The sequence below is a fragment of the Nonomuraea sp. WAC 01424 genome, assembly GCF_003947315.1.
Taxonomy (GTDB): Bacteria; Actinomycetota; Actinomycetes; order Streptosporangiales; family Streptosporangiaceae; genus Nonomuraea; species Nonomuraea spiralis.
Map to the genome: position 1 here is coordinate 12,483 of NZ_QHHZ01000016.1, position 16,640 is coordinate 29,122.

At 68.6% G+C, this 16,640-nt stretch carries 19 protein-coding genes and 1 tRNA gene; 4 read left to right on the forward strand and 16 right to left on the reverse strand.

What is annotated here, in order from left to right; all coding sequences use genetic code 11:
- Positions 1-20: 20 nt before the first annotated feature.
- From rplL to DMB42_RS37075, 8 genes are all read right to left on the reverse strand, one after another.
- Entirely contained in the window at positions 21-413 is a 393-nt protein-coding gene (gene rplL / locus DMB42_RS37040; RefSeq protein ID WP_125642938.1) for a 50S ribosomal protein L7/L12, read from the reverse strand.
- A 72-nt stretch (positions 414-485) separates the two neighbouring features.
- Complete coding sequence (gene rplJ / locus DMB42_RS37045) at positions 486-1,010, reverse strand: 50S ribosomal protein L10 (RefSeq protein ID WP_125642941.1); 525 nt, start codon at positions 1,008-1,010, stop codon at positions 486-488.
- Between the two features lie 239 nt (positions 1,011-1,249).
- A complete protein-coding gene (locus DMB42_RS37050; protein WP_260478169.1) occupies positions 1,250-2,077 on the reverse strand; it encodes an LppX_LprAFG lipoprotein in 828 nt (275 codons plus the stop codon).
- A 194-nt stretch (positions 2,078-2,271) separates the two neighbouring features.
- Positions 2,272-2,991, reverse strand: coding sequence for a 50S ribosomal protein L1 (gene rplA / locus DMB42_RS37055; RefSeq protein ID WP_125642944.1), 720 nt, complete (start codon positions 2,989-2,991; stop codon positions 2,272-2,274).
- A gap of 60 nt (positions 2,992-3,051) precedes the next feature.
- Positions 3,052-3,483: a 50S ribosomal protein L11 gene (gene rplK, locus DMB42_RS37060; protein WP_125642947.1), complete on the reverse strand. Its 432-nt coding sequence runs from the start codon at positions 3,481-3,483 to the stop codon at positions 3,052-3,054.
- Positions 3,484-3,600: 117 nt separating this feature from the next.
- On the reverse strand, positions 3,601-4,398 hold the full coding sequence (gene nusG / locus DMB42_RS37065; RefSeq protein ID WP_229824925.1) for a transcription termination/antitermination protein NusG: 798 nt from the start codon (positions 4,396-4,398) through the stop codon (positions 3,601-3,603).
- Positions 4,399-4,472: 74 nt separating this feature from the next.
- Positions 4,473-4,718: a preprotein translocase subunit SecE gene (secE, locus tag DMB42_RS37070; RefSeq protein ID WP_125642950.1), complete on the reverse strand. Its 246-nt coding sequence runs from the start codon at positions 4,716-4,718 to the stop codon at positions 4,473-4,475.
- A gap of 75 nt (positions 4,719-4,793) precedes the next feature.
- Positions 4,794-4,866 (reverse strand) — tRNA-Trp (locus DMB42_RS37075).
- A gap of 158 nt (positions 4,867-5,024) precedes the next feature.
- Between DMB42_RS37075 and DMB42_RS37080 the strand changes: the two genes are divergently transcribed.
- The gene (locus DMB42_RS37080; RefSeq protein ID WP_125642953.1) at positions 5,025-6,233 is read left to right on the forward strand and encodes a pyridoxal phosphate-dependent aminotransferase; all 1,209 of its coding nucleotides are present in this window, start codon (positions 5,025-5,027) and stop codon (positions 6,231-6,233) included.
- 18 nt (positions 6,234-6,251) lie between these two features.
- Here DMB42_RS37080 and DMB42_RS37085 read toward each other — a convergent pair whose 3' ends face one another.
- Both DMB42_RS37085 and DMB42_RS37090 read right to left on the reverse strand, forming a co-directional pair.
- The gene (locus DMB42_RS37085; protein ID WP_125642955.1) at positions 6,252-6,761 is read right to left on the reverse strand and encodes a hypothetical protein; all 510 of its coding nucleotides are present in this window, start codon (positions 6,759-6,761) and stop codon (positions 6,252-6,254) included.
- 41 nt (positions 6,762-6,802) lie between these two features.
- Positions 6,803-7,408: a hypothetical protein gene (locus tag DMB42_RS37090; protein WP_125642958.1), complete on the reverse strand. Its 606-nt coding sequence runs from the start codon at positions 7,406-7,408 to the stop codon at positions 6,803-6,805.
- 108 nt (positions 7,409-7,516) lie between these two features.
- On the opposite strand from DMB42_RS37090, the gene DMB42_RS37095 reads away from it, so the two are divergent.
- On the forward strand, positions 7,517-8,539 hold the full coding sequence (locus DMB42_RS37095; RefSeq protein ID WP_125642961.1) for an adenosine deaminase: 1,023 nt from the start codon (positions 7,517-7,519) through the stop codon (positions 8,537-8,539).
- On the opposite strand, the gene DMB42_RS37100 is transcribed toward DMB42_RS37095, so the two are convergent.
- Entirely contained in the window at positions 8,528-9,301 is a 774-nt protein-coding gene (locus DMB42_RS37100; protein ID WP_125642964.1) for a hypothetical protein, read from the reverse strand. The genes DMB42_RS37095 and DMB42_RS37100 overlap by 12 nt on opposite strands.
- Positions 9,288-9,827, reverse strand: a complete 540-nt coding sequence (locus DMB42_RS37105) for an RNA polymerase sigma factor (protein ID WP_125642966.1) — start codon at positions 9,825-9,827, stop codon at positions 9,288-9,290. The genes DMB42_RS37100 and DMB42_RS37105 overlap by 14 nt, the downstream gene beginning before the upstream one ends.
- A 116-nt stretch (positions 9,828-9,943) precedes the next feature.
- Here DMB42_RS37105 and DMB42_RS37110 point away from each other — a divergent pair, with 116 nt between their 5' ends.
- On the forward strand, positions 9,944-10,681 hold the full coding sequence (locus DMB42_RS37110) for a methyltransferase domain-containing protein (protein ID WP_125642969.1): 738 nt from the start codon (positions 9,944-9,946) through the stop codon (positions 10,679-10,681).
- Between the two features lie 56 nt (positions 10,682-10,737).
- On the opposite strand, the gene DMB42_RS37115 is transcribed toward DMB42_RS37110, so the two are convergent.
- From DMB42_RS37115 to DMB42_RS37130, 4 genes are all read right to left on the reverse strand, one after another.
- Complete coding sequence (locus DMB42_RS37115) at positions 10,738-11,622, reverse strand: carbohydrate ABC transporter permease (protein ID WP_260478170.1); 885 nt, start codon at positions 11,620-11,622, stop codon at positions 10,738-10,740.
- Entirely contained in the window at positions 11,622-12,506 is an 885-nt protein-coding gene (locus tag DMB42_RS37120; protein WP_260478171.1) for a carbohydrate ABC transporter permease, read from the reverse strand. The genes DMB42_RS37115 and DMB42_RS37120 overlap by 1 nt, the downstream gene beginning before the upstream one ends.
- Before the next feature lie 73 nt (positions 12,507-12,579).
- Positions 12,580-13,848, reverse strand: a complete 1,269-nt coding sequence (locus DMB42_RS37125) for an extracellular solute-binding protein (protein WP_125642972.1) — start codon at positions 13,846-13,848, stop codon at positions 12,580-12,582.
- Between the two features lie 207 nt (positions 13,849-14,055).
- Complete coding sequence (locus DMB42_RS37130) at positions 14,056-15,945, reverse strand: acyl-CoA dehydrogenase family protein (RefSeq protein ID WP_125642975.1); 1,890 nt, start codon at positions 15,943-15,945, stop codon at positions 14,056-14,058.
- 202 nt (positions 15,946-16,147) lie between these two features.
- On the opposite strand from DMB42_RS37130, the gene DMB42_RS37135 reads away from it, so the two are divergent.
- Complete coding sequence (locus DMB42_RS37135; protein ID WP_125642978.1) at positions 16,148-16,618, forward strand: Lrp/AsnC family transcriptional regulator; 471 nt, start codon at positions 16,148-16,150, stop codon at positions 16,616-16,618.
- Positions 16,619-16,640: the final 22 nt, after the last annotated feature.

Genomic DNA, 16,640 nt, shown 5'->3' on the forward strand with positions numbered 1-16,640 from the left:
GCTGTGTGTGAAGTGGGAAGTTACTTCACGGTCACGGTGGCGCCGGCGCCCTCGAGGGCAGCCTTGGCCTTCTCCGCCTGCTCCTTGTTGACCTTGCCGTCGAAGACCGGCTTGGGAGCGCCGTCCACCAGGTCCTTGGCCTCCTTGAGGCCCAGGGACGTGAGGGCGCGGATCTCCTTGATGACCTGGATCTTCTTGTCGCCGGCGGCCTCGAGGATGACGTCGAACTCGTCCTGCTCCTCAACGGCGGCGGCCTCGCCACCGCCACCGGCGGCGGGGGCGGCGGCAACCGCGACGGGGGCGGCGGCCTTGACGTCGAAGACCTCTTCGAAGTTCTTCACGAACGCGGACAGCTCGAGGAGGGTCATCTCCTTGAACGCGTCGAGCAGCTCGTCGGTGCTGAGCTTCGCCATGATGCTTTTCCTTACGTTTAGGACTTGCAGAAAACTAGGAACGGGACCGCGGAAGTTGCGGCAACCCCCGTGTTACTCGCCCGCTTCTTCGCGCTTGGCACGAAGGGCGTCGGCCAGCTGAGCCATCTGCGTGGGCAGCGCGGCGAAAACCGCGGCGGCAGCGCTCTGCTTCGCCTTGAGAGCACCGGCGAGCTTCGCGAGGAGGACCTCGCGGGACTCGAGGTCGGCGAGCTTGGTGATCTCGGTGGCGTCGAGCGTCTTACCGTCGAGCACACCACCCTTGATCACCAGAAGGGGATTGGCCTTGGCGAAGTCACGCAGACCCTTGGCCGCCTCGACAACGTCGCCGTTGACGAAGGCGATCGCGGTCGGGCCCGTGAGCAGGTCGTCGGGGAACGACAGACCGGCTTCGTTGGCCGCAATCTTGGTCAGGGTGTTCTTCGCCACGGCGAACTTCGCATTCTCACCAAGAGCAACGCGCAGCTGCTTGAGCTGAGCGACGGTGAGACCGCGGTACTCGGTCAGAACGGCGGCGCTGCTGCCTTCGAACTCGCTCTTGAGCTCGGCAACGGCTGTCGCCTTATCCGCCCTCGCCATGGGCCTCCTTCCAGGTGTGCCGCCGGCGAAGGCCCCTGGAAATGAGAACAGCCCCGGGCGCAGGGGCGCACGGGGCTCACATATGGAACTGCACCATATGGGAAACTCGCATCACACCTGCGCGGGCCGTCCACAGAACGTGGATCCTTCGGTCGCCAGGACTGATGCACCTGACGACGACCGGCGGTCTTCGGCAACGACCAGCCTACGTGCTGGCCGCCGAGTTTCCAAATCGGTTCTCAGTTGACGGTCGACTTGGGCAGCTCCCCGACCTGGTCGGCGGGCGGGACCTCGACGTTCACGGGCTCGTTGAAGTTCTTGAAGAGCAGCGTGGCGTCCAGCGTCGCGCCCTCCTTGGAGCCGTTCAGGGTGAGCTTGCGGGGCAGGCTGTCGCCGGCCACCCAGACGTCGAACTTGACGTCCTTGAGCTCGGCCAGGTTCGTACGGGCCTGCTCCTGCTTGTCGGCGGGGAGCTGGGTGACGGCCGCGTCCACGGGGAACGTGCCGCTGTAGTGGGTGGTGTCCTCGCCGTTGACGCTCTCGGTGCCGGCCTGCTTCACGTCCTTCGACGCGGTGACCAGCTTGGTCACGCTGGCCAGGTCGAACTGCTGGATCTGGCCGAGGTACTGGTTGACCTGACCCTGGTTGCCCACCTCGGCGAGCGGGACCTTGATCCACGGCTTGGTGGCGCCAAGGAGCTCCTTGAGCGCCTCGACCTTCACGTACACGGTGTCGTCCTGAAGGATGGCGCGCACGCCACCCGGCAGGTTACGGCCGCCCATGTCCACGGTGTCGAGGGTCAGGTCCACGGCGAGCTGGGGCTTGCTCTGGTAGAGCATGCGTCCCTGCACCTTGCCGTTGCCCTCTTGGGGGTGCGTCACGTTCGCGACTGCGTCCACTGTGTAGCTGGTGACCTCTGCGGTCTTCTGCGCGGCCTGCGCGAGCACCTCTGAGGCGGCCAGGTTGACCTGGATGGGCTGCGCGTTCGTACCACACCCGGCGACCGCGGCCGCGACGAGAGCAGCTCCGGCCGCGGCGGTGGCGAGACTTTTCCTGCGCTTCAGCATGTTATGACCCTACGTTTGGCTTGTCCCATCGTGGCGACTTCCCCGCACAATTAGGGGAAAACCCAGGGTTCTCCCCCACAGGGCGTGCACGATTTCTCCACAACCCCTGCCCCCTGGCCGAGTGGTCAGGCGGGCCGGAAAAGCACGAAGGCCCCGTCTGAGAACAGACGGGACCTTCGAAAACCCGGGAACCGCTACGCGTCGAGCTCGGCGGTCAGGCCACGGGTGAGGTTGGGGTCGACGGGGACGCCGGGGCCCATGGTGGTGGAGAAGGTGACCTTCTTCAGGTAACGGCCCTTGGCCGCCGACGGCTTGAGACGCAGCACCTCGTCAAGCGCGGCGGCGTAGTTCTCGATGAGCTGACGCTCGGGGAACGACGTCTTGCCGATGATGAAGTGCAGGTTGGCCTGCCGGTCGGTGCGGAACTCGATCTTGCCGCCCTTGATCTCGGTCACGGCCTTGGCGACGTCGGGCGTCACGGTGCCGGTCTTGGGGTTGGGCATGAGGCCACGCGGGCCGAGCACGCGGCCCAGGCGGCCGACCTTGCCCATGAGGTCAGGGGTGGCGACCACGGCGTCGAACTCGTTGAGCCGGTTGCCCTTGGCGATCTCGTCGACCAGCTCGTCGGCGCCGACGATGTCGGCGCCCGCCTCGCGGGCTGCCTCGGCACGGTCACCGGTCGCGAAGACCAGGACCCGGGCGGTCTTACCGGTGCCGTGCGGGAGGTTGACCGTGCCGCGCACGATCTGGTCGGCCTTGCGAGGGTCGACGCCCAGCCGCAGCGCCACTTCCACGGTGGCGTCGAACTTGGTGGTCGACGTCTCCTTGGCCAGCTTGGCGGCGTCGGCGGGCGTGTAGAGCTTGTCGCGGTCGACCTTGCCGGCCGCGTCCTTGTGCGCCTTGCTGCGCTTCATGTCTGTCTCCTTGTGGTAAGCGGGCCGGGACCCGGCCCTCCCACGGATCTGGGAAAAGTCTTAGTCGGCGATCGTGATGCCCATCGACCGGGCGGTGCCGGCGATGATCTTCTCTGCAGCCTCGACGTCGTTGGCGTTGAGGTCGGGCATCTTGGTCTCGGCGATGCTGCGCAGCTGCTCGCGCGTCAGCCTGCCGACCTTGTCCTTGTGGGGGACGGCGCTGCCCTTGTCGAGACCCAGGGCCTTCTTGATCAGCTCGGGCGCCGGGGGCGTCTTCGTGATGAAGGTGAAGCTGCGGTCTTCGAAAATGGTGATCTCAACGGGGATGATGTTGCCCCGCTGGGACTCCGTCGCAGCGTTGTACTGCTTGACGAAGTCCATGATGTTGACGCCGTGGGGACCGAGGGCGGTACCGACCGGCGGAGCGGGCGTGGCCTGGCCAGCGGGGAGCTGGACCTTGACGAGCGCCGCGATCTTCTTCTTCGGAGGCATGAGTCCTTCTCCGGGTCCTGATCGTGATGCCGTCCGGACGCGGATGCGCCCGGACATGTCGGAAGGCCACCCTTCGCGAAAGGCGGCCGACCGAACGTCTAAGTGTAGGTGATCGTCTTAGATCTTCGAGACCTGGTTGAACGAGAGCTCGACCGGGGTCTCACGACCGAAGATCGACACGAGCACCTTGAGCTTCTGCGACTCGGGGCTGATCTCGCTGACCGAGGCGGGCAGGGTGGCGAAGGGACCGTCCATGACCGTGACGGACTCGCCGATCTCGAACTCGACCGTGGGACCGCTGGCCGCCTTGGTGGTGGCCTTCTTGGCCTCCTCGGTCGGCTCGGGCGCCAGCAGCTTGGCGACCTCGTCGAGGCTGAGCGGGCTCGGCTTGTTGGACAGGCCGACGAAACCGGTCACGCCGGGCGTGTTACGCACGGCGGCCCAGGACTCGTCGGTCAGCTCCATGCGCACCAGGACGTAGCCGGGCAGCACGCGCTCCTTGACCGGGACCTTCTTGCCGCTCTTGAACTCCTGGACGGTGTGCGTGGGCACCTCGACCTGGTAGATGTAGTCCTCCATGTTGAGCGACACGTTGCGGCTCTCGATGTTGGACTTCACGCGGTTCTCGTAGCCGGCGTAGGAGTGGATCACATACCACTCGCCAGGGAGCCCGCGCAGCGAGCTCTTGAACTCCTCGACCGGGTCGACGTCGGGCAGGATCTCGGCCTCCGCCTCGGCGGGAGCCTCCTCACCTTCTTCGACTTCGTCGGTCTCGTCGGCCTCCTGGAGAGCCGCCTCGACGCCTTCGTCGCGAGCCTCACCCAGCTCGTCGCCCAATTCGTCGGTGGTCTCTCCCAGCTCGTCGTCGCCCCGCTCGTCGCGGTGCTCCTCAGCCGGAACAGAAGACTCGGACACGTGACCTTTCCTCTTTCCTCGAATCGAATGGCGTCGCCGTCAGCCGACACCACACGGCGTCGAGCTTGGCGGGCTCACTCCCCGCCGAAGACGCGGAGGACGGCCCAGCCGAGAGCGGCGTCGAGCCCATACACGATCGCCACCATGATCAGAACGAATACCAGAACGACCGTGGTGTAGGTGATGAGATCCTTGCGTGTCGGCCAGATGACCTTGCGAAGCTCGTTGACGACCTGCCGATAGAAAAGGGCAGGTGAAGTGCGCGTCTTCTTCTCGCCACTGGGCTTGCCTGCGGTCTCGCCGCGCGTGTCGATCGCCACAGTCCTCACCTGAATCTGTCGTATCCAACGCAGTTCTGCGGCGCGCTTACACGCCATTTGCGCGGACCGCACTCGCAGGGCACGAGGGACTCGAACCCCCAACCGCCGGTTTTGGAGACCGGTGCGCTACCAATTGCGCCAGTGCCCTATGTCGTCAACCACACTACCCTGATTGACTCACTGCCTGGACCGAACCGCTCGCCGACATGCGGCGGAAGGACCAGGCGAAAGCATACGGGGGATTGCCCGGTACGTCGAACCCAAACCTGATCGCCCAGGTCACGCCCGCGTGGGAGCATGGTGAGCATGTCCACGCGACCCCGTATCTCCGCAAGAATCTCCGCGATTTCCGAGTCCGCCACGCTCGCGGTGGACGCCAAGGCGAAGGCGATGAAGGCGGCCGGTCGGCCCGTCATCGGCTTCGGCGCGGGTGAGCCCGACTTCCCGACGCCCGGCTACATCGTCGAGGCCGCGGTCGAGGCGGCGCGCGACCCGCGCAACCACAAGTACACGCCGGCGGGCGGGCTCCCCGAGCTCAAGCAGGCCATCGCCGCCAAGACGCGGCGCGACTCCGGCTACTCGGTCGAGCCGTCCCAGGTGCTCGTCACCAACGGCGGCAAGCAGGCCGTCTACGAGGCGTTCGCGACGCTGCTCGACCCGGGCGACGAGGTGCTGGTCGTCGCCCCCTACTGGACGACGTACCCCGAGGCGATCAAGCTGGCCGGGGGTGTGCAGGTCGACGTCGTGACCGACGAGTCCACGGGCTACCTGGCGAGCGTCGAGCAGCTTGAGGCGGCCCGCACCGAGCGTACGAAGGTGCTGCTGTTCGTCTCGCCGTCCAACCCGACGGGCGCGGTCTACTCGCGCGAGGAGACCGTGGCGATCGGCCGGTGGGCGGCCGAGCACGGCCTGTGGGTCGTCACCGACGAGATCTACGAGCACCTGGTCTACGGCGGCACCGAGTTCACCAGCATCGCCACGGCCGTGCCCGAGCTCGGCGACCGGGTCGTGATCCTCAACGGCGTGGCCAAGACCTACGCGATGACGGGCTGGCGGGTGGGCTGGCTGATCGGTCCGTCCGACGTGGTCAAGGCGGCGACCAACCTGCAGTCGCACGCCACCTCCAACGTGGCCAACGTGTCCCAGATCGCCGCGCTGGCCGCCGTTTCCGGCGACCTGTCGGCCGTGGCCGAGATGCGTACGGCCTTCGACCGGCGCCGCCAGACCATGGTCCGGATGCTCAACGAGATCCCGGGCGTGTTCTGCCCGGAGCCGAAGGGGGCGTTCTACGCGTATCCGTCGGTCAAGGAGCTGGTGGGCAAGGAGCTGCGCGGGCGGCGTCCGGGGTCGTCGGCCGAGCTGGCCGAGCTGATCCTGGAGGAGGCCGAGGTGGCGGTCGTGCCGGGCGAGGCGTTCGGCACGCCGGGCTACTTCCGGCTGTCCTACGCCCTCGGGGACGACGACCTGGTCGAGGGCGTCAGCCGCTTGGCCAAGCTGCTGTCCGAGGCCCACTGAACGGCGGGCGGCCTGCCCTCAGGAAGCGCCCTGTCTGATCGCGGCGGCCGTCTGGCGGAGCTGGGCGGTCAGGCCGGGCGTGGCGGCGAGGTAGACGGCCGTGCCGGGGCTCTCCAGCCACATGAAGTTGCGCAGGCCGCCGCGGGTCGTCCAGCGCAGCGCGGGTTTGCCGCGGTAGGCGGTCAGGGTCGACCTGGCCACCAGCGTGGCGAACTGCTCGGCCGTCCGCACCCCGCACACCACGCCCGCCCGCAGTTGCTCGCCGTCGTCGTCGTGCCAGGTCACGCCCTTCACCGTGAGCCGTCTGGCGAGCGAGCCCAGGCGGCCGAAGGTGCCCGAGCGGGCCAGGGGCGGCGGCGGGGCGGGGATCTTCAGCCTGGACGATCCGCAGGCCAGGGTGACCGGCGCCGCCGTCACCCGCTCGCTCGGCGGGGGCGGGGTGACCGCGGGCGCAGGGGTGTCGTCGCCGCACCCGCCCACGGCCGCCGCCAGCGCGAACGTGAGGAACACCGCTGCCGGGCGCCGCATCGTCCCCCCATGACTCGTGGGATCAACCAGAGAAAAGGCTCTTAGTCTCCTACAGGAGCGCGGGCCGAGGCGGCAATAGCCAGCAGTTCGCCGCCGAGCGAATCGCTCACCCGGACCCACGCGCCCGTTCCCGGGCGTTCCAGCCAGGCGATCACCTTGCCGCCGCGCGGATGCCGGCCGACGACCGCGGGCCTGCCGCGCACGGTGGTCTCGCGGGCGTCCAGCACGGTGATCCGCGCGCGGTAGGCGTCCCAGTCCGCGGCCACCGTACCGTGTTCGACCTCTACCTCGACGTATCGGCCGGGGGTGCCGTACCTGGCCCAGCCGCCCTCGACGCCGGTTTCCGGCGCGACCGCTCCCCCGCCGCTGCGTTCGAGGCCGCGCGGCAGGTAGGTGAGCCAGAAGTCGTCGGAGACGACCGCGAGCAGGGGCTCGGGTGGCGCGGCGGCCGCCGCGGCCGGGCGGCTCGTACCGGGCGTCACCTTCAGGGGCGGCGCCGGCACGTACGACGAACCAGCCGAAGGCGGGTGCGGACGCCCGAAACCCGACTGGAACAGGGTGTAAATGGCGAGAGCGGTCACCGCGAACGCCAGCCCGGCGAGCAGCGCGCGCCAGCCCTGCCCTCCGGCGTGTCCCTCAGGGATCATGGACGGTTGATCCCCCGATCGGCCCGATCTCTACCGTGTCTTCGCCGCCTCGGCCCGCCTTCCTCCGACACGCGACCCCGGACCTGCGGCGAGTGGCAAAATATGGAAATGCACCGGCCCCTGCACACGCTTCCCAAGGCCCATCTCCACCTGCACTTCACCGGCTCCATGCGACACTCGACACTGATCGAGCTGGCCAGGGAGCAGGGGCTGCACCTGCCCGACGCGCTGGAGCAGGACTGGCCGCCGCGATTGCGGGCCACCGACGAGCGCGGGTGGTTTCGGTTCCAGCGGCTCTACGACATCGCCAGGTCCGTGCTGAGCCGTCCCGAGCACGTCTACCGGTTGTTGCGCGAGACGGCCGAGGACGAGGCGGCGGCCGGTTCCCGGTGGCTGGAGATCCAGGTGGACCCGTCGGGGTTCGCCTCCCGGTTCGGAGGGCTCACGGCCACGCTGGAGCTGATGCTCGACGCGGCGCGGCAGGCCGCCGAGCACGCCGGGGTGGAGATGCCGGTGATCGTGGCGGCCAACAGGACCCGGCATCCGCTCGACGCGAACACCCTGGCCAGGCTCGCCACCCAGTACGCCGGCAAGGGCGTGGTGGGCTTCGGCCTGTCCAACGACGAGCGGCGCGGCGAGGCGCGCGACTTCGAGCGGGCCTTCCGCATCGCCAAGCGCGGCGGGCTGCTGGCCGTCCCCCACGGCGGCGAGCTGCTCGGGCCGCGCAGCGTGGCGCAGTGCATCGACGACCTGGGCGCCGACCGGGTCGGCCACGGCGTACGCGCGGCCGAGGACCCGTGGCTGATGCAGCGGCTGGCCGACCGGCAGATCTGCTGCGAGGTGTGCCCGACGTCCAACGTGGGCCTGGGCGTGGCCGAGCGGGCGGCCGACGTGCCGCTGCGGCGGCTGTTCGACGCCGGGGTGCCGATCGCGCTGGGCGCCGACGACCCGCTGCTGTCCGGCACGCGGCTGCTGCGCCAGTACGAGCTGGCCAGGGAGGTCTACGGCTTCTCCGACGCCGAGATCGCCGAGCTGGCCCGGCAGTCGATCCGCTCCTCCACGGCGTCCGATCCGGCGCGCAAGGAGCTGCTCAAGGGTGTGGACGACTGGCTGACCGGCTCAGCGGAGTGACTCGGCGATCTGGATGGCGCGTTCCTTGGTGCCGGCGCCTTCGAGGCGGTAGGTGATCGTGTCGCGCTGCCAGATGAGGGTGGGGGCCGCCTGACGCAGGGGGATCGGGCTGCCGTCCGTGCGCTGGATGTAGCCGAGCGGATGCGCGCCGGGGATCCACCAGCCCTGGGCCTGGTTCACCTGGACGTACTCGGGCCAGGGCGGGCCGAGCTTCTTGAAGAAGAAGGGGTCGACGCCGCCCTGGAACTGGTCGAGCCGGACGCCGCCGGGCCAGAACAGCGACACGACGCGGCCCTGGTCGGAGACGGTGGCGTGGTCGGGGGCGCCCAGCTCGGTCGGCGTGCCGACCTTGAACCTCACCAGAGCGGGCAGGTCGCCGGGGGCGACGGTGTGCTCGCCCGGGAGGTTCGCGGTGGTCCGTACCGGGGTGGGGGGCCGATCGCCGAGTTCCAGTTCGATCCCGGCGAAGCGGAGTACGCGGGCGACGGCGGCGCGGCCCTGGGGGGTGGCGGCGGTGACGGCGCCGACCGCGATCACGACGGCCGCCACGATCTTCCACCTGGCCCGCCGGGTACGCCGCACGTCCTTGCGCCGGCCGGGCGCCGGGAGGCGGGTGACACTCTCGCCCTCCGGGGGCGACGTCTCCAGGCGGGCGCGTACGGCGGCGGCGACGTCGGCCGGGGGCGGTGACGGCAGGTCGAGCAGGCCGCCGAGGGCGGTCAGTTCGGTCTCCAGGTCGTCGAAGGGGTCATGCGAGCTCACCGCCCACCTCCTCCCTCAGCCGGGCCAGCCCCCGGTGGGTGCTGGACTTGACGGTACCGACCGGCCAGCCGAGCACCTCGGCCGTCTCCGCTTCCGACAGTTGCAGGAAGTACCGGCAGACGACCGCCTGGCGTTCCCGTTCGGGCAGGCCGCGTACGGCCTCCAGCAGGCGGGCGCGCCGGTCGGTGGCCACGGCCGCGCCCTCCGGGTCGTCGGGGGGCCTGGTGTCGGGGGCGGCGGTGAGGCGTACGGCGAGGTCGGACCTGCGCCCGCGGGCCCGGGTCAGGTTGTGTGTCTCGTTGGCCACGATCCGCAACAACCACGGACGGAAAGGCGCGCCCCTGCGGAACCCGGACAGATGGCGGAAAGCCTTGACGAACGCCTCCTGCACCACGTCCTCGGCCTCGTCGCCCGCGCCGAGCATGGCGGCGGTGCGGTGGGCGAGCACGCTGTACCTGGCGACCAGGGCCTCATAGGCACCCAGATCGCCGCCGAGCGAGCGGGCGATCGCCTCGTCGTCGTCCATGGTGTGACAGATTCCATCGCATCCGGGCGGGCACGGGGAAGGGCGTTTCACGCATCAGGTCATCCTGAGGGGCATTAGACTCGTGCAATCCGTCTGCCCCTCAAAGGAACGGGACTATGTCTTCTGGGTATGACCGTGTAGTGCAACCGGCGGCCGGTGACGAGGCCCTGGAGAACCACCTGGGTGGGGACGAGGCCAAGAACTATCGGCAGTACGAGTTCGACATGGTCGCCCCGCACGTCGGCCGTTCGATGCTGGAGATCGGCTCCGGGCTGGGCCACTTCGCCGAGCAGTTCCTGCCGCGGCTCGACCGCCTGGTCGTCAGCGACTTCGACCCCTACTGCGTCGAGCAGCTCGGCAAGCGCTTCGAGGGCCGCGACGACATCGACGTCCTGCAGTTCGGCCTGCCGACCGACATCCCGCTGAAGGACAAGGTCGACACCGTCGTCATGATGAACGTGCTGGAGCACATCGAGGACGACGCCGAGGCGCTGCGCTCACTGGCCCGCGTCACGCTGCCCGGCGGCCGGATCATCATCTGGGTGCCCGGCTACATGCAGCTTTATGGAGACTTCGACCGCAAGGTCGGCCACGTCCAGCGCTACACGCCCAAGACCCTGCGCGCCACGGTGGCCAAGGCGGGGCTCGACGTCGACGTGCTCAAGCCGATCAACTTCCTGGGCGGCATCGCCTGGTGGGCGGCGGTCCGGCGGGGCGGCGTGGGCTACCCCGACCCGCGCCTGGTCAAGATCTACGACCGCACGGTGGTGCCCGCCACGCGGCTGATCGAGCGGTTCATCCGTCCGCCGTTCGGCCAGACGGTGTTCTGCGTCGCCCGCGTGCCGCAGAAGTGAGCCCGCAGAAATGAGCCCGGCCGCCACCCGGTGGGTTGGTGGCGGCCGGACGTTTTCTACTTGATCGAGCCGGCGGTCAGTCCGCCGACGACCTTCCGCTCGATCAGCGCGAACAGGACGATCACCGGGATGGTGGCGATCACCGAGCCCGCGAAGAGGTTCTGCCAGTCCACCTGGTACTGGCCGATGAACGAGTTCAGCGCGACGGTGAGCGGCTGGTTGGCCGGGGTCGTGGTCAGCGTCAGGGCGACCACGAACTCGTTCCACGCCGCGATGAAGGTGAAGATCAGTGCGGTGATCACGCCCGGCATGGCCAGCGGCAGCGTGATCCGGAACAGCGCGCCGAAGCGGCCGTTGCCGTCGATGAAGGCGGCCTCCTCCAGCTCACGCGGGATCGAGGCGAAGTACGCGTTCAGGATCCACACCGCGAAGGCCAGGTTGAACCCGCCGTTGACCAGGATCAGCGACCAGATCGAGTCCACCAGGCCGAACTGGAAGAACTCGCGGTAGATGCCGACGAGCATGGCCGTGGGCTGGAACATCTGGGTGATCAGCACCAGGATCAGGAACGCCGTGCGCCCCCGGAAGTTGTGCCGGGCCGAGTAGTACGCGGCGGGCAGGGCCACGAGCAGCACCAGGATCGTCGAGCCGCCCGCGACCTTGAGCGTCACCCACAGGTTCCCGGCCAGTCCGCTGGTCCAGAAGTTGCCGAGGTTCGACCACACCCACTCGTCGGGCCAGAACGACACCTCGCGCAGCGACTCCTGCGACCGCAGCGAGGTCAGCAGCATGACCAGGTAGGGGAACAGGAAGACGAACGCGACGATGTACGCGGCGCCCGCCACGATCACGGTCTTGAGCTTGGGCATCCGGCGCGGCGGGCGCCCCCGGTGGCCGGCGTGGTGGCGCGGCCCTGCCTTGGACATGGTCTGCACGGCCATCACGCCACCTCCTTGTTCCAGCGCGACACCTTGAGGAAGATCGCGGTCAGCACGATCACCATGCCGAAGTTGACGACGGACATGGCGGCCGACTCACCGATGTTCGAGCCCTTGAGGATGAACATGAGGATGGTCGAGGTGGCCGTCGAGTAGCCCGGCTGGCCGTGGGTCATCGCCCAGATGATCGGGAAGCTGTTGAAGACGTTCATCACGTTGATCAGGGCGGCGACGGTGAGCGCGGGGCGCAGCAGCGGCAGCGTGATCGACCAGTACGTCCGGAACTTGGTGGCGCCGTCCATCTTGGCCGCCTCGTACACGTCGGCGGGGATGGTCGCGAGCCCGGCCAGCAGCGCGTACGTGGTGAACGGCACCGAGACGAAGACCGCCACGAACACCAGCCACGGCATCGCGCTGGAGGCGTCCCCGAGCTGGTCGGCCGAGGCGCCGCCCATCGCGTCGATGAGCCCCAGCTTCAGCCTGATCTGGTTGATCACGCCGACCTCGGGGTCGAGCATCCACTTGAAGATGATCGCCGTCATCAGGACCGAGGCCGCCCAAGGCGCGATCAGCGCCCAGCGAGCGATCTTGCGGCCGGGGAAGCGCTGGTTGAACAGCTGGGCGAGGGCCAGCGAGATCAGCACGGTGAGCGCGACGACCGCGACCACCCAGATCACGCTGCGGACCATGATGTCGGCGAAGTCCTTCTCGCCGAACAGCTTCGTGTAGTTGTCTGGGAAGTTGTTGCCCTGGACCACTCCGAACCGGCTGATCTTGAGGAACGACGACCGGATCATCTCGATCACGGGCCAGAGCACGACCAGCGCGATCAGCACCACGGCCGGCCCGATCCAGGCCAGGGGTTCGAAGACGCGCAACCTTCTCATGAGGAACCTTCCATGACGGTGGAGCCGGCGCTGAGACGCGACCCGCGCGCCGGCTCCACAGACACCCGCTGGATCAGCTGGCTTCGGCGGTCTTCTGCAGCTCGCCGAGGACCTTGGCCGGGTCGTCCTTGACGGCGCCGCCGATGGTCTGCTTGATCGCCGGGTTCACCTCGGCCCACTTCGGGTCCTGGAACGGGTAGAAGCTGGCGTTGGGCAGCCCGTCGAGGAACGGCTTGAGCTTCTCGTCACCGGACAGCTTCTGGATGCCGCCGTTGGTGACGGGCAGCAGCTTGTAGGTGTCGGAGATCTTCTGCGCGGCGTTGCCGGTGTAGAAGAAGTCGAAGAACTTCTTGATCTCGGCGGCGTGGCCGTTCTTGTTGAACGCCATGATCCAGTCCATGACGCCGAGCGTGGTGTCGAGCGGGGCGGCCTTGCCGGGGATCGCCGCGACGCCGTAGTTCTTCAGGCCGGCCGCGTCGAAGATCGGGATGGACATGGGTCCGCCGTTGACCATGCCGACCTTGCCCGCGCCGAAGTCCTCCCAGACCGTCTTGCGGTCCTTGGTGCCCGGGTTGGGGGTGGTGAGACCGGCGTCGACCAGGCCCTTCATGTACGTGAAGGTCTCGACGTTCTGCGGGGAGTTGATCGCCCACTTGCCGGAGGCGTCCTTGTAGCCGCCGCCGTTGCCCAGCATCCACAGGAACGACTCGCCCTGCGCCTCTTCCTGGCCCAGCGGCAGGCCGAACGGCTGGCTCACGCCGGCCTTCTTCAGCTTCTCGGCGTCGGCCTTGAGCTCGTCCCAGGTCTTGGGCGGCTCGGCGATGCCGGCCTTGGCGAACAGGTCCTTGTTGTAGAAGAGCGCGCGGGCGGAGGAGACGAACGGGATGCCGTACGCGGTGCCGTCCACCTTGCCGAAGTCGGCGAACTTCTGCAGCATGTCGCCGGACACGTTCGGGGACAGGACCTCGTCGGTCTTGTAGAGCAGGCCGTCCTTGACGAAGCCGGAGTAGTCACCGGTCTGCAGGATGTCGGGCACCTGGCCGTTCTGGACCATGGTGGCGACCTGCTTGTCGATGTCGTTCCAGTTGATGACCTGGACGTCGACCTTGATGTTGGGGTTGGCCGCCTGGAACTCGTCCACGACGCCCTTCCAGAACGTCTCGCCCGAGTTCGGCTTGCCGGGGCCGGCGCCGTAGTCGGCGGCGACCATCTTGAGGGTGACCTGGCCCCCGCCCGAGGCCTGGGTGTTGTTCCCACCGCCACCCGAGCCGCCGTCGGAGCCACAGCTGGACAGGACCAGCATCGTGGCAAGGCCGAGAGCGGCGCCGCCCGCAAGCTTCATGTTCACTGGTGATACCGCCTTCTCGTCGGACGGGCCGCTGGTCCGTACCAGCCACCTGACCCCGTCCAAGGGATGAGGGGTGCGAGAGCCGGAGCTCAACGCGTTTGCGCCAGAGTAAGCCTGTGTTCAGCAGCCGGTCTATACCGGTGGGTATCGGTTTGAAAACACTCAGGGCAGAAAAAGCTCACAACCGGTCTAGACCGGGCGTCACAGGATCTTTCTCCGCACGTTCTCGTCGCCGTCCGGTGTTCCGATCCACGGACCCTCGATGGACGGGTCGAGGATGCCCTCCTCCAGGAAGTCGTAACGGCCGTCGAGCACGTACCGGGCCAGGCGGACGTCCTCTTCGTCGCTGTTGTCCCAGAGCTCGTCGAACAACGTCCGGATGCGGCGGCGGGCCTGGTGGCAGAAGGTGTCGGCCAGCTCGTACGGCCTGCGCCCGAGGTCGTCGGCGTCCTCCTCGGCCTTCAGGCAGACGGCCGTCATGGCGAACAACTCGGCCCCGATGTCGACGACGCGGCCGAGGAAGGACTGCTTGTGCTCCAGCCTCCCCTGCCAGCGGGACATGCCGTAGAAGGTGGACCTGGCCAGCTTCCTGCTGGTCCGCTCCACGAAGCGCAGGTGCTGGGCCAGCGGGCCGAGGGCGGTGTAGCCGCCGGGCAGGTTGCCCGTACCGGCCACCAGGGTCGGCAGCCACTTGGCGTAGAAGCGGCTCGCCCGTCCGAGCGCGTGGGCGCGTTCCTGGCGGGAGGCCTCGGGGTTGATCAGCTCGCCGGCCGCGGCCAGGTGCGCGTCCACGGCCTCGCGGGTGATCATCAGGTGCATGATCTCCGAGGAGCCCTCGAAGATGCGGTTGATCCGGGAGTCGCGCAACATCTGCTCGGCGGGCACGCCGCGCTCGCCGCGGGCGGCCAGCGACTCCGCGGTCTCGTAGCCGCGGCCGCCCCTCATCTGGACCAGTTCGTCGAGCACTTTGTAGGACAGCTCGGTGGCGTACAGCTTGGCGAGCGCGGCCTCGATCCTGATGTCGTTGCGCTGGTCGTCGGCCAGGCGGGCGGTGAGCTCGCTGACCGCCTCCAGCGCGTACGCCGAGGCCGCGATGAAGGCGATCTTCGTGGCCACGGCCTCGTGCCGGCCCACCTTGCGCCCCCACTGCTCACGCGCGTTGCCCCACTCGCGGGCGATCTTCACGGCCCACTTGGCGTTGCCCGCGCAGGTGGCCGGGAGGGACAGGCGGCCGGTGTTGAGCGTGGTGAGCGCGATCCGCAGCCCTTGCCCCTCCTTGCCGATCAGGTTCCTGGCGGGCACTCTGACCTGGGAGAACTCGGTGACGCCGTTCTCGATGCCGCGCAGGCCCATGAAGCTGTTGCGCCGCCTGACCGTGATGCCCGGACTGTCCCCCTCGACCACGAACGCGCTGATCTTCTTGCCGGTCCTGGCCATGACCACGAGCAGGTCGGCGACGACGCCGTTCGTCGTCCACAGCTTGACGCCGTCCAGCACGTAGTCGTCGCCGTCGCGTACGGCGGTCGTGGACAGCCGCGCGGGGTCGGACCCGACGTCGGGCTCGGTGAGCAGGAAGGCCGAGATCTCGCCGGCCGCGCACCGGGGCAGGAACTCCCGTTTCTGCTCCTCGGTGCCGAACTGCTTGAGCGGCTGCGGCACGCCGATCGACTGGTGGGCCGACAGCAGCGTGGCCAGCGCCGGGCAGTAGGAGCCGACCAGGGTGAGGGTGCGGCAGTAGTACAGGTAGGGCAGGCCGAGGCCGCCGTACTCCGCGCCGATCGTGATGCCGAACGCCCCGAGGCCCGCCAGCCCCTTGACCACCTCGTCGGGCACCTGCGCGGTGCGCTCGATCAGGGCGGGGTCGACGTGGGACTCCAGGTAGTGCCGGACCGCGCGGACGAACTCCTCGCCCCGCTCGACGGCCTCGGCCGGCAGTGTGGGCGCGGGATGGACCAGGTCCAGGCGGAGATCGCCGAGGAACAACTGCTTGGCGAAGCTCGGGCGCGTCCATTCCCGCTCCCTGGCCTGCTCGCCTACCTGTCTGCTCTCCGCGTACTTGGTCTGCTCGGCGTACTTGGTCTGCTCGCTCATGGCACCTCCCGACGGTGCGCCGTCAATGTGTTGTGAGTACTGCCCGCCTGACGGCCTTCAGCACCCTGAGCGCGACACCCGGCGGCAACGCGGGGCCATCGTCGCGTGATTGTTCCGTCATGGCCGGCCAGACAGCCCGTTCGTTCGGCTCTAACCTGGTCCTCCCGAACAGTCGACCGGCCAAGAGCAGGAGGTCCGTACCATGGACGAGCTTGACGCGGCGATCGTCCGCCTTCTCCAGACGGACGCGCGGCAGTCCAACCGGGAGCTGGCCCGCCGGCTCGGCATCGCCCCCTCGACCTGCCTGGAACGGGTCAGGGCGCTCACCCGGCGCGGCGTCATCCGCGGCTACCACGCCGACATCGACCCCGCCGCGCTCAACCGCGGCACGCAGGCGATGGTCTCGGTCCAGGTCCGCCCGCTCAGCCGGGCCGTGATCAACGCCTTCAAGCAGTCGGCCGCCGAGCTGCCCGAGGTGCTGAGCGTGTTCGTACTGGCCGGTGGTGACGACTTCCCGCTGCACGTTGCCGTCCAGGACCTCGACCACCTCCACTCCTTCCTGCTCGACCGGCTCAGCAAGCGCAAGGAGATCGTCGGCTTCCGCACCTCGGTGATCTTCCAGCAGGTGCACGACGCCGTGCCGGAACGCCTGCCGTCCCCGTCGGACACCTGACTTTCGTCAGGGGCGGTTCTGG